A 12478-nucleotide genomic window follows, 5' to 3' on the forward strand; every position below is an offset into this window, starting at 1 on the left:
GGCGTGGCCGCCAGTAAAACGGACCGTTATCCTAGCACCCTCTCGCCCGCTGACGCTAAGAACAAGCGGGCAGCCCAACAGGTTTAAAAAACGAATGAATGCTCTAGCCCGCCGCGCTGCAGGCCTGCTGTTCAGCACAGTTTGTCTGCCCCTCTCGGCCCTGGCTGCCGATCCACAGCCCACCCACGAATTCACCCTCGACAACGGCTTGAAGGTCGTCGTGCGCGAAGACCATCGTGCGCCGGTGGTGGTTTCTCAGGTCTGGTACAAGGTCGGCTCCAGCTACGAGACCCCAGGCCAGACCGGTTTGTCCCACGCCCTGGAACACATGATGTTCAAGGGCAGCGAGAAAGTCGGCCCCGGCGAAGCCTCGCTGATCCTGCGCGACCTCGGCGCTGAAGAGAATGCCTTCACCAGCGACGACTTCACCGCGTATTACCAAGTGTTGGCCCGGGATCGCTTGGGCGTGGCTTTCGAACTGGAAGCCGACCGCATGGCCAACCTGAAATTGCCGGCCGACGAGTTCAGCCGCGAGATCGAGGTTATTAAGGAAGAACGTCGCCTGCGCACCGACGACAAGCCGATGTCCAAGGCTTACGAACGCTTCAAGGCCATGGCCTACCCGGCCAGCGGCTATCACACGCCGACCATCGGCTGGATGGCGGACCTGGACCGCATGAAGGTCGAAGAGCTGCGCCACTGGTACCAATCCTGGTACGTGCCGAACAACGCGACATTGGTCGTCGTCGGCGACGTGACCCCGGACGAAGTCAAAACCCTGGCCCAGCGTTACTTCGGCCCGATCGCCAAGCGCGACGTGCCACCGGCGAAAATCCCGCTGGAACTGGCCGAGCCTGGCGAGCGGCAGATCACCCTGCATGTGCAGACCCAACTGCCGAGCCTGATGCTGGCCTTCAACGTGCCAAGCATCGCCACCGCCGAAGACAAACGCTCGGTGAACGCCTTGCGCCTGATTTCAGCCCTGCTCGACGGCGGCTACAGCGGTCGCATCCCGACACAACTGGAGCGCGGCGAAGAGCTGGTGTCCGGCGGTTCGTCGAGCTACGACGCCTACACCCGTGGCGACAGCCTGTTCACCCTGTCGGCCAGCCCGAACACCCAGAAAAAGAAAACCATCGCCCAGGCCGAGGCCGGTCTGTGGAAACTGCTCGAACAACTGAAAACCACGGCGCCATCGGCTGAAGAGCTTGAGCGCGTGCGAGCGCAGGTGATTGCCGGCCTGGTCTACGAGCGTGATTCGATCACCAGCCAAGCCACCTCGATCGGTCAACTGGAAACCGTGGGCCTGTCCTGGAAACTGATGGATACCGAACTCGCCGACCTCGAAAGCGTGACCCCGGAAGACATCCAGAAAGCCGCCAAGCTGTATTTCACCCGCGAACGTCTCAGCGTCGCCCATGTACTGCCACTGGAGACGACTCATGAGTGAGCGTAAAAAATCTCGTCTACCGCTGATCGGCCTGATCGCCGTCGCCCTGATCGGCTCGGCCGCGTTCTATTTTTCCAGGACCGATGAGTCCAAGGCCAGCGAAGCCCTCGACAAGGCCAAGACCAGCCAGAAGCTGCAATCTTTGGCCGAACTCGACGGCAAGGCCCCGAGCCATCGCAACATGAACGTGCAGAACTGGACCACCGCCGAAGGCGCCAAGGTGTTGTTCGTCGAAGCCCGGGAGCTGCCGATGTTCGACATGCGCCTGATCTTCGCCGCCGGCAGCAGCCAGGACGGCGATGCACCGGGCCTCGCGTTGCTGACCAACGCGATGCTCAACGAAGGCGTGGCCGGTAAAGATGTCGGCGCCATCGCCCAGGGCTTCGAAGGCCTGGGCGCAGACTTTGGCAACGGTGCCTACAAAGACATGGCGATTGCGTCGTTGCGCAGCTTGAGCGCTGCGGACAAACGCGAGCCTGCCTTGAAGCTGTTCTGCGACGTCATCGGCAAACCGACCTTCCCCGCCGATTCGTTCGCACGGATCAAAAACCAGATGCTCGCCGGTTTCGAATACCAGAAGCAGAACCCCGGCAAACTCGCGGGCCTGGAACTGATGAAGCGTCTGTACGGCGATCATCCTTACGCCAACTCCAGCGACGGCACGGCGAAAACCGTTCCGGCGATCACCCTGGCGCAATTGAAGGCCTTCCACGAGAAAGCCTACGCCGCCGGCAACGTGGTGATTGCACTGGTGGGGGATTTGTCCCGCGCCGAGGCCGAGGCGATTGCCGCGCAAGTCTCCAGCGCCCTGCCAAAAGGCCCTGCCCTGGCGAAGATTCCGCAGCCGACCGAACCGAAAGCCAGCATCGGCCACATCGAGTTCCCGTCCAAGCAGACCAACCTGATGCTCGCGCAACTGGGCATCGACCGCGATGACCCGGACTACGCGGCACTGTCCATGGGCAACCAGATCCTCGGCGGCGGTGGTTTCGGCACGCGTCTGATGAGCGAAGTGCGCGAGAAGCGTGGCCTGGCGTACGGCGTGTATTCGGGCTTCACCCCGATGCAGGCGCGCGGGCCGTTCATGATCAACCTGCAAACCCGCGCCGAGATGAGCGAAGGCACCCTGAAACTGGTGCAGGACGTGCTCGCCGACTACCTCAAAACCGGCCCGACCCAGAAAGAACTCGACGACGCCAAGCGTGAACTGGCCGGCAGCTTCCCGCTGTCCACCGCCAGCAACGCCGATATCGTCAGCCAACTTGGCGCCATGGGTTTCTACAACCTGCCGCTGAGTTATCTGGAGGACTTCATGCAACAGTCCCAGAGCCTGACGGTCGAGCAGGTCAAAACTGCACTGAACAAACACTTGAGCGCGGACAAAATGGTCATCGTCACCGCTGGCCCGACCGTGCCGCAAAAGCCGTTACCGGCCCCATCTGATAAACCCACCGAGCAGCCGCTCGGGGTTCCGGAGCATTAATGGCCAGTCCATCGCGTCCTAAAAAGCCTGTTCACAACGTCCATAACGGTGTGAACCAACTGCGCATCATCGGCGGTGAATGGGGCAGCCGAAAGCTGAGTTTCCCTGACGCACCGGGCCTGCGCCCGACGCCGGACCGGGTGCGTGAAACCCTGTTCAACTGGCTCGCCCCGTACGTCGCCGGGGCCAAGGTGTTCGATCCGTTCGCCGGCAGCGGCGCGCTGTTCCTCGAAGCCCTGTCCCGTGGCGCGGCTATGGGTCAGGCGCTGGATGCGAGCAACATCGCCGTTTCCAGCATCAAGGAGCACTTGGGCACCCTGCGCTGCACCACCGGCCAGGTTCAGACCGCCGACGCGTTGCGCTATCTGGAAACCCAGGCGGCGACCGCTTACGACGTGGTGTTCCTCGACCCTCCGTTCAACCAGAACCTGTTGCCGGGCGTCTGTGCATTGCTGGAAGAGCGTCAGTGGCTGGCCGACGACGCCTGGATCTACACCGAAAGCGAAAACGCCCCGTCGGTGCTGGGTTTGCCTGGCAACTGGCGCCTGCACCGGGAGCAGAAATCCGGACGGGTTTACTACGCGTTGTGGCAACGTACGGCAAAGATCGCTGAATAATCGACTAGCCTGATAAAGGTGCGCACCGGTTGCGCACCGTTGCATCGAGAACCATCGTGCCCCATCCGCCAGAACGCTTCACCCCGGCCTTCGGCCTCAGTAACCCGCACTTGCAAACCTTGTGGGGGCCGTTATGGCGCAAAACCACGCATATCGAACGTGAACGTGAACGCTTGTGGCTCGATGACGGCGACTTTCTCGACCTCGACTGGCACGGCCCGCACAGTGCCAGTGCGCCGTTGGTGCTGGTGCTGCACGGGCTGACCGGTTCGTCGAACTCGCCTTACGTGGCCGGCCTGCAAAAAGTCCTCGGTGACAACGGTTGGGCCAGCGTCGCGCTGAACTGGCGCGGCTGTTCGGGCGAACCGAACCTGTTGCCGCGCAGCTACCATTCCGGCGCCAGCGAAGACCTGGCCGAAGCCATCCAGCATCTGAAAGCCAAGCGACCGCTCGCGCCGTTGTACGCGGTCGGCTACTCCCTGGGCGGCAACGTGTTGCTCAAACACTTGGGCGAAACCGGCAGTGACAGCGGCGTGCTCGGTGCGGTGGCGGTTTCGGTACCGTTTCGGCTCGATCAATGCGCCGACCGCATCGGCAAAGGGTTTTCCAAGGTCTATCAGGCGCACTTCATGCGCGAGATGGTGGCCTATATCAAGAACAAGCAACGCCAGTTCCAGCATGACGGACGGGAGGAAGGCCTGGCTGAGTTGGCGGCGTTGGGCTCACTGGAAAACATGCGCACCTTCTGGGATTTCGACGGCCGGGTCACCGCGCCGCTGCATGGTTTCGCCGACGCCGAGGATTACTATCGCCGCGCCTCCAGCCGTTACTTCCTCGGTGAAATTCGCACGCCGACCCTGATCATTCAGGCGGCGGACGATCCGTTCGTGTTCCCTCACAGCCTGCCGCTGGCCGATGAATTGTCGGCGTCCACCGAATTCGAATTGCAGGCCAAGGGCGGGCATGTCGGCTTCGTCGACGGCTCGTTCCGGCAACCGGGTTATTACCTGGAACGGCGCATCCCCCAATGGCTCGCTGCCGCAGGTCGCGGGTAAGGCCATGGACGCCGATCAAGGCGAGTCGATCCGGTTCTGGCAAACGGCGCCGCTGGCCGGGGTCGAGTTGCTGTCGGCGCGCTACATCGAACATCGTTTCGCCCCCCATGTGCACGATGGTTACGTGATCGGCATGATCATGGCCGGTGCCCAACGCTATCGCTATCGCGGCGCCGAACACCTGGCGGGCAGCGGCACGCTGGTGTTGATCAACCCCGATGAATTGCACACCGGCCATAAAGGCACGGAGGACGGCTGGTTGTACCGGGCGTTTTACCCTGATAGCGAACAGATTGTTTCGCTGCTGGCCGAACTGGAATTGCCGGTCAACGCATTGCCGGCGTTCGGCGCCACGTTGTATCGCGATCCGGATCTGGTGAACGGTTTCTGCCAGTTGCATCGGTTGCTGGAGAGCCCGGCCACGGCGCTGCAACAGCAGACGGTCTGGCGAGAAATGATGCTGTTGCTGTTGCAACGTCACGCCGCCGTGCCGATTGCCGGCCAACCCGGCAAGGAGCATCGGGCGGTGGCGCAGGCCAAGGATTTGCTGCACTCGCAACTGGCGGCGCCGCCCTCGCTGGAAGAACTGGCGGCGGCGGTGAACCTGTCGCCCTTCCACTTCGCCCGAGTATTCCGCCGCGCCACCGGCATGCCGCCGCATACCTGGCTGATGCAACAACGCATCGCCCGGGCGCGGGCCTTGTTACAGGGCGGTTGCCTGCCGCTGGAAGTCGCGACGCAGTTGGGGTTTGCCGATCAGAGTCATCTGAGCCGGCAGTTCAAGCAGGTTTACGGGGTTGGGCCGGGGGCGTATCGCAGCGCCCGAACATCTTTCAGGAATTAAGGCTGGCGCAGGCCAATGTAGGAGCGAGGCTTGCCCGCGAAGGCGGTGGGTCAGCCAACATTAATATCGACTGATCCGCCGCCTTCGCGGGCAAGCCTCGCTCCTACAGGGATATGGGTTATTCGCCGGTCGCAATCCCCCGCCCCGGCTCATTGATCCACTCGCTCCACGACCCGGCATACAACGATCCCAACGGATAACCCGCCAGGCACAACGCAAACAGGTTGTGGCACGCGGTCACGCCGGAGCCGCAATACGCCACCAACTCCGTCGGCGAACGCTCGCCGAGTTTCGCCGCAAAGCGCTGTTTGAGCTGATCCGCCGGCAGGAAACGCCCGTCGCTGCCCAGGTTGTCGGTGAACGCCGCGCATTGCGCGCCGGGGATGTGCCCGGCAATCGGATCGATCGGTTCCACCTCACCCTTGAAGCGCGGCAAGGCGCGGGCGTCGAGCAAGGTCAGCGCCGGTTGGCCGAGGCGTTGCTGAAGTTGCTCGGCGCTGAGCAACAACGAAGCATCCGGCGTGCCGCTGAAGGTGCCACGCAACACGGACGGCGCATCCAGGCTCAACGGCAGCCCGGCCGCGTGCCAGGCCTTGAGCCCGCCATCGAGGATAAACACACCATCGCGCTTGCCCAGCCAGGCCAGCAACCACCAGGCCCGCGCCGCAAAGGCACCGGGACCGTCGTCGTACAAAACGACTTCGCTCTCGGCACTGATGCCCCAGGCTTGCAGGCGTTCGATCAAGGCTTCGGGTTCAGGCAACGGATGGCGCCCGGTCACACCCTTGATGATCGTCCCGCTTAAATCACGCTCCAGATCGGCAAAGCTCGAGCCGGCGATATGCCCTTCGGCATAACTGCGCTGGCCGTAATCCAGGTCTTCGAGGGCAAAACGACAATCCAGAATCACCAGCCCCGGCTGCTCCTTTTTCAGGTCCAGTGCTTGCGGGCTGATCAGTTGCGCAATGGGCATAACGGGCTCCTGTGTTTAAGTCGGGGGGGTTGATCCTACTGCACTTCTTCCAGGGCTTGGGCCAGTGGCACGTAAAACTCTTCGAACAGCGCATTGACCTCATCCCGTGCCTGATCGGTGACGAAACCGGCCTCCAGCACCAACACCTGATACACGCCGCGCTTGATCGCCTGTTCGCTCAGGTGATTGGAATTTTCCCGGGTGGTGCACAGAAAACGCACCCAGGACGTGAGGATGATCCAGGCATTGATGGTCAGGGATTCGATCTGCACGTGGTCCATGCTCAGGATGCCGGCCTCGACAAACCCGACGTAGATCGCCGAGCCCTGAATCACGCAGCGCTGGGAAAAGCGCCGGTAACGGGCGGCCAGATCGGGATCGCTCTCCAGCAAGTGTTCGAGGTCGCGGTGCAGAAACCGGTAGCGCCACATCGCCGCCAGCAGCTCCTTGAGGTAGTAGCGCTTGTCCTCGACCGTGGCCGCGCGGCCCTGCGGCGGGCGCAGGAAGCTGTCCACCAGGGCTTCGTACTCACTGAACAACACGGCGATGATCGCCTGCTTGTTGGGGAAGTGGTAGTACAGGTTGCCCGGGGAAATTTCCATGTGGGCAGCGATATGGTTGGTGCTGATGCTGCGCTCGCCCTGCTGATTGAACAGCTCGAGGCTGTTCTGCACGATGCGCTCGCTGGTTTTGATCCTGGGGGCCATGGCTTGAGCTTTAATTCAGAGTGCGGTGACGGGCATCTTACGACCTATCCGCGAAGGGATAAAACAAAGCTGCGTCAGGATGTCATTTGACTTTCTAGAGCATAGACTCTAAAAAGTCCCTCATTACAATAATTCCGGAGCCGACCAATGAGTGCCGACATCGCCTACCTGCAGAACCTACAGCAGCCTTTGGACGAGCTCCAGACCTTGTTCGACGGGCAACGCGCCGCGTATGCCGCCAACCCCATGCCAACCGCCGGTCAGCGCCAGCAATGGCTCAAGGCATTGCGCGATCTGTTGAGCGCTGAACGCCAGGCCTTGATCGACGCCATCAGCCAGGATTTCAGCCACCGCAGTGCCGATGAAACCCTGCTCGCCGAGCTGATGCCGAGCCTGCACGGCATTCATTACGCCAGCCAACACCTCAAAGGCTGGATGAAACCGTCGCGGCGCAAAGTCGGCATTGCCTTTCAACCGGCCTCAGCCAAAGTCGTTTATCAACCGCTGGGCGTGGTCGGCGTGATCGTGCCCTGGAACTATCCGTTGTACCTGGCCATCGGCCCGTTGGTGGGGGCGTTGTCGGCGGGTAACCGGGTGATGCTCAAACTCAGCGAATCCACCCCCGCCACCGGTTTGCTGCTCAAGGAACTGCTCGGCCGAATCTTCCCGCAAGACCTGGTTTGCGTGGTGCTCGGCGAGGCCGATGTCGGCGTGGCGTTCTCCCGGCTGCGCTTCGACCATTTGCTGTTCACCGGCGCCACCAGCATCGGCAAACACGTGATGCGCGCAGCGGCCGAGAACCTGACACCGGTGACCCTGGAGCTGGGCGGAAAGTCCCCAGCCATCGTCTCCCGCGACGTGCCGCTCAAGGACGCCGCCGAACGCATCGCTTTCGGCAAGACCCTCAACGCCGGGCAAACCTGCGTGGCCCCGGACTACGTGCTGGTGCCGGAGGAGCGTGTCGGTTCGTTCGTCGAAGCCTATCGCCAAGCGGTTCGCGGGTTTTATCCGACACTGGCCGACAACCCGGACTACACCGCCATCATCAATGACCGACAACTGGCGCGGCTCAACGGCTACCTCAGCGATGCCACCAGCAAGGGTGCGCTGCTGATTCCGTTGTTCGACCAGGGCCAGGGCCGGCGCATGGGCCATAGCCTGTTGCTGAATGTCAGCGACGACATGACGGTGATGCAGGACGAAATCTTCGGCCCGGTGCTGCCGATCGTGCCGTACACCGATCTGGACCAGGCATTTGCCTACATCAACGATCGGCCTCGTCCTCTGGCGCTTTACTACTTTGGCTACGACAAGCGCGAGCAAAACCGCGTGCTCCATGAAACCCATTCCGGCGGCGTGTGCCTGAACGACACGCTGTTGCACGTCGCCCAGGACGACATGCCGTTCGGCGGCATCGGTGCGTCGGGCATGGGTCATTACCACGGCCACGAAGGTTTCCTGACCTTCAGCAAAGCCAAAGGTGTGCTGATCAAACAGCGCTTCAACGCGGCGAAGTTGATTTATCCGCCCTACGGCAAAGCGATCCAGAAACTGATTAAGAAGCTGTTTATCCGCTAACGATCCTCACCGCCGGGTAATAACAATAATGAGCCCAAGCCTGTCCGATACACCCGCGCTGTCACGGCGCGGCCTGCTCAAATTCAGCCTCGGCGCCACGGCGTTTCTGGCCACGGCCGGGTTGGGGGCGAGCCTCAGCGGCTGTTCTTCCAGCCTCCCGGCCAACGGGTTTGCGATCCTGCGCAGCGGCGATCTGCTGTTTTTACGGGCGCTGATCCCGGTGATGCTCGATGGCGCCGTGGTCAGCGAACACATGTTGGCAGCGGTGGATGGCACGCTGAAAAACCTCGACAGCGGCCTCAATCACCTGTCGCCGGAAATGCTCAAGCTGACCCGGCAATTGTTCGATGTGCTGGGGATGGCGGTGACGCGCGGGCCGCTGACCGGGATCTGGGGCAGTTGGGAAAACGCCAGTGGCGATGAGATCCGGCATTTTCTGGAGCGCTGGGAAAACAGTTCGTTGAGCCTGCTGCGCATGGGCCACAGTTCGTTGCTGCAACTGGTGATGATGGCGTGGTACAGCCGCAAGGAGTCGTGGGCGCATTGCGGGTATCCCGGGCCGCCTACGGTTTGAGACTTGCGGCGACGCCATCGCGGGCAAGCCTTGCTCCTACAAGGGCTCGCGTAAACCTGTGTAGGAGCAAGGCTTGCCCGCGATGGCGCCAGCCGCCTCACCACTGAACCTAAAATAAGAAGAGAGCCTGAACATGCCCGTACCTGATCCGTTTCGCGAAGGCCTGGCCCGTGGCTGGAAAACCTACAACGGCGCGCAATTGACCCAGGACCTGACCCTGGAAGCGGACGTGGCGATCATCGGCAGCGGTGCCGGCGGCGGCACCACCGCGGAAATCCTCAGCGCCGCCGGCTACAAAGTGTTGCTGATCGAAGAGGGCCCGCTCAAGACCAGCAGCGACTTCAAGATGCTCGAAGACCAGGCCTACGCCAGCCTCTACCAGGAAGGCATCGGCCGCATGAGCAAGGACGGCGCGATCACCATTTTGCAAGGACGGGCGGTGGGCGGCACCACGCTGATCAACTGGACCTCGAGCTTCCGCACCCCGGACCCGACCCTCGAACACTGGGCCAGGGAACACAACGTCAAAGGCCACAGCCCGGCCGAGATGGCGCCGTGGTTCGAAAAAATGGAACAACGCCTGGGCGTCGCGCCGTGGATGGTTCCGCCCAACGCCAACAACGACGTGATCCGTAAAGGCTGCGAGCAACTCGGCTATAGCTGGCATGTGATCCCGCGCAACGTGCGCGGCTGCTGGAACCTCGGCTATTGCGGCATGGGCTGCCCGACCAACGCCAAGCAATCGATGATGGTCACGACCATTCCGGCGACCCTGGAAAAGGGCGGCGAGCTGCTTTACCTCGCTCGCGCCGAAAAACTCTCGATCAAGGATGGCAAAGTCACAGGCCTCAATTGCGTGGCGATGGACGAGCGTTGCGTCGCGCCGACGGGGCGCACGATCACGGTCAAGGCGCGGCATTACGTGCTGGCCGGCGGCGGGATCAACAGCCCGGCGCTGCTGTTGCGTTCCGATGCGCCTGACCCGCACAAACGACTGGGTACGAGGACGTTCCTGCATTTGGTCAACATGTCCGCCGGGCTGTTCGACGAGGTGATCAATCCGTTCTACGGGGCGCCGCAGTCGATTTATTCCGACCATTTCCAATGGCAGGACGGCACCACCGGAAAAATGTCCTACAAGCTCGAAGTTCCGCCGCTGCAACCGGCCTTGGCCGCGACATTGCTTGGCGGCTTCGGGAAGGAAAATTCCCAGCACATGGAAAACCTGCCCCACACCCACGCCATGCTGGCATTGCTGCGCGACGGTTTTCACCCGGACAGCCCCGGCGGCAGTGTCGAGTTGCGCGGCGACGGCACACCGGTGCTCGACTATCAGGTTTCAGCCTACGCCTGGGACGGCTTGCGCCGGGCGTTTCACAGCATGGCCGAGATCCAGTTCGCCGGTGGCGCCAAAGCCGTCATGCCAATGCACGCTGATGCGCGCTACGTGAAAACCCTCGCCGAAGCCCGGACCCTGATCGATGGTCTGAGTCTTGAGCTGTATCGCACCCGGCTGGGCAGTGCCCATGTGATGGGCGGTTGTGCGATGGGTGAAGACCCGAAAAACGCCGTGACCGACAGCCTTGGCCGACATCATCAGATCAGCAATCTGTCGATCCACGACGGCTCGCTGTTCCCCACCAGCATTGGCGCAAACCCGCAATTGTCGGTGTACGGGCTGACCGCGCAATTGGCGACTTCCCTGGCGGATCGTCTGAAAAACCCATGAAAAACCGGATTATTCCCATCGTCTATAGTGCTTTCTTACCCAACAGGCGACTTTCCCGACCGGGAAGGCTGCGATACCATCCGACTCCCCAACGGACTCCCGCCAGGACGACGCGATGAACCGAGTGTTGTACCCAGGTACCTTCGACCCTATTACCAAGGGCCATGGCGATCTGGTCGAACGCGCCGCGCGCCTGTTCGATCACGTGATCATCGCCGTCGCCGCCAGCCCGAAGAAAAACCCGTTGTTTCCTCTGGAACAACGCGTGGAGCTGGCCCGCGAGGTCACTAAACATCTGCCCAACGTTGAAGTCGTCGGCTTCTCGACGCTTTTGGCGCACTTTGCCAAAGAGCAGAATGCCAACGTGTTCCTGCGTGGTTTGCGTGCGGTGTCGGACTTCGAGTACGAATTCCAGCTGGCCAACATGAACCGCCAACTGGCGCCGGACGTGGAAAGCCTGTTTCTGACCCCTTCCGAACGTTATTCGTTTATTTCCTCGACGCTGGTGCGTGAAATCGCAGCCCTGGGCGGCGATATCACCAAGTTCGTCCACCCCGCCGTGGCGGACGCCCTCACCGAACGCTTCAAGAAGTAGGCGCTGCCGAAGGCTGCGATCTTTTGGGCTAACGCCACAATTTTTGCAGCCACCGCAGACCACGATCCCCTGCCCTTGATCGCGCCCGCGTGCACTGCGGGCGCCAATGCGGCACAATTGCGCGCATTGGTTTATTGCGCCCGGGCCTGCCGCCCTGGCTGGAGTTAGCATGTCCCTGATCATCACCGACGATTGCATTAACTGCGACGTCTGCGAACCCGAGTGCCCGAACGCTGCCATTTCCCAAGGCGAAGAGATCTACGTGATCGACCCGAACCTGTGCACGCAGTGTGTCGGTCACTATGACGAGCCTCAGTGCCAACAGGTCTGCCCGGTGGATTGCATTCCGCTGGATGAAGCCCATCCGGAGACGGAAGAGCAGTTGATGGCCAAGTATCGGGTCATTACCGGGAAGGCTTGATAGGCCTTAAAAGATCGCAGCCTTCGGCAGCTCCTACAGGGGATCGCATTAATCCTGTAGGAGCTGCCGGAGGCTGCGATCTTTTGCTCTTGCCTCTTCACTCCCGCTGCTCAAACCCTTCCCCGGTACACCCCAGGCATCGAACGAACGCCGCTTTCGCCGGGTCAACCACCAACGCCTGCCCCGCATCGCCAACCCCGCCACCGAGCGCGGTAAACGGCAACGACACCACAAACACCCCCGCGCCAATCACCGTCGCCACAACCAACAAAGGTCGGGCAATCAGCAAGTCGCCGATCATGGCGTAGGCCGGTGGGTTCTGGATGGTGTAACGCGGGTCGCCACTGCCACTGCTTTCAGCCGCCAACGCCGGCAGCCCGGCGCTCAGCAGCAAAACGACGACAAGGGTTCGAAACGAATTCATGGCACGGTCCTTCGGCTAGGCAGTGAGA

Annotated in this window: 13 protein-coding genes; 10 read left to right on the plus strand and 3 right to left on the minus strand. The window is 61.8% G+C overall.

The window, feature by feature from the left end:
- The first annotated feature begins 94 nt into the window (after window positions 1–94).
- The 5 genes from V5E99_RS01215 to V5E99_RS01235 are packed head-to-tail and all read left to right on the plus strand — an operon-like array spanning window position 95 to window position 5449.
- A complete protein-coding gene (locus tag V5E99_RS01215) occupies window positions 95–1450 on the plus strand; it encodes a M16 family metallopeptidase (protein WP_499800297.1) in 1356 nt (451 codons plus the stop codon).
- On the plus strand, window positions 1443–2933 hold the full coding sequence (locus tag V5E99_RS01220) for a M16 family metallopeptidase (protein ID WP_499800299.1): 1491 nt from the start codon (window positions 1443–1445) through the stop codon (window positions 2931–2933). Before V5E99_RS01215 ends, V5E99_RS01220 begins: the two co-directional genes overlap by 8 nt.
- Complete coding sequence (gene rsmD / locus V5E99_RS01225; protein ID WP_499800302.1) at window positions 2933–3550, plus strand: 16S rRNA (guanine(966)-N(2))-methyltransferase RsmD; 618 nt, start codon at window positions 2933–2935, stop codon at window positions 3548–3550. The genes V5E99_RS01220 and rsmD overlap by 1 nt, the downstream gene beginning before the upstream one ends.
- Window positions 3551–3606: 56 nt before the next feature.
- Window positions 3607–4605 carry a hydrolase gene (locus tag V5E99_RS01230; RefSeq protein WP_499800304.1) on the plus strand — a complete coding sequence of 333 codons (999 nt, stop codon included), beginning with the start codon at window positions 3607–3609 and terminating at the stop codon, window positions 4603–4605.
- Between the two features lie 4 nt (window positions 4606–4609).
- Window positions 4610–5449, plus strand: coding sequence for an AraC family transcriptional regulator (locus V5E99_RS01235; RefSeq protein WP_499800306.1), 840 nt, complete (start codon window positions 4610–4612; stop codon window positions 5447–5449).
- A gap of 118 nt (window positions 5450–5567) precedes the next feature.
- On the opposite strand, the gene V5E99_RS01240 is transcribed toward V5E99_RS01235, so the two are convergent.
- Both V5E99_RS01240 and V5E99_RS01245 read right to left on the minus strand, forming a co-directional pair.
- Entirely contained in the window at window positions 5568–6422 is an 855-nt protein-coding gene (locus V5E99_RS01240; RefSeq protein ID WP_499800308.1) for a sulfurtransferase, read from the minus strand.
- A gap of 35 nt (window positions 6423–6457) precedes the next feature.
- Complete coding sequence (locus V5E99_RS01245; protein ID WP_499800309.1) at window positions 6458–7129, minus strand: TetR/AcrR family transcriptional regulator; 672 nt, start codon at window positions 7127–7129, stop codon at window positions 6458–6460.
- A 147-nt stretch (window positions 7130–7276) separates the two neighbouring features.
- Here V5E99_RS01245 and V5E99_RS01250 point away from each other — a divergent pair, with 147 nt between their 5' ends.
- The 5 genes from V5E99_RS01250 (at window position 7277) to V5E99_RS01270 (ending at window position 12026) form a co-directional block, all read left to right on the plus strand.
- Entirely contained in the window at window positions 7277–8707 is a 1431-nt protein-coding gene (locus tag V5E99_RS01250; protein WP_499800310.1) for a coniferyl aldehyde dehydrogenase, read from the plus strand.
- Between the two features lie 28 nt (window positions 8708–8735).
- Window positions 8736–9281 (plus strand): hypothetical protein, encoded by a 546-nt coding sequence (locus tag V5E99_RS01255; protein WP_499800311.1) that lies wholly within the window; start codon window positions 8736–8738, stop codon window positions 9279–9281.
- Window positions 9282–9414: 133 nt separating this feature from the next.
- Window positions 9415–11010, plus strand: a complete 1596-nt coding sequence (locus V5E99_RS01260) for a GMC family oxidoreductase (protein ID WP_499800313.1) — start codon at window positions 9415–9417, stop codon at window positions 11008–11010.
- A 115-nt stretch (window positions 11011–11125) separates the two neighbouring features.
- On the plus strand, window positions 11126–11605 hold the full coding sequence (gene coaD / locus V5E99_RS01265; RefSeq protein WP_427632849.1) for a pantetheine-phosphate adenylyltransferase: 480 nt from the start codon (window positions 11126–11128) through the stop codon (window positions 11603–11605).
- Between the two features lie 169 nt (window positions 11606–11774).
- On the plus strand, window positions 11775–12026 hold the full coding sequence (locus tag V5E99_RS01270; RefSeq protein WP_048722619.1) for a YfhL family 4Fe-4S dicluster ferredoxin: 252 nt from the start codon (window positions 11775–11777) through the stop codon (window positions 12024–12026).
- A gap of 97 nt (window positions 12027–12123) precedes the next feature.
- Here V5E99_RS01270 and V5E99_RS01275 read toward each other — a convergent pair whose 3' ends face one another.
- Entirely contained in the window at window positions 12124–12450 is a 327-nt protein-coding gene (locus tag V5E99_RS01275; protein WP_499800314.1) for a hypothetical protein, read from the minus strand.
- Window positions 12451–12478: the final 28 nt, after the last annotated feature.

Source organism: Janthinobacterium sp. LPB2021202312-11-4, from assembly GCF_037049705.1.
Lineage (GTDB): Bacteria > Pseudomonadota > Gammaproteobacteria > Pseudomonadales > Pseudomonadaceae > Aquipseudomonas.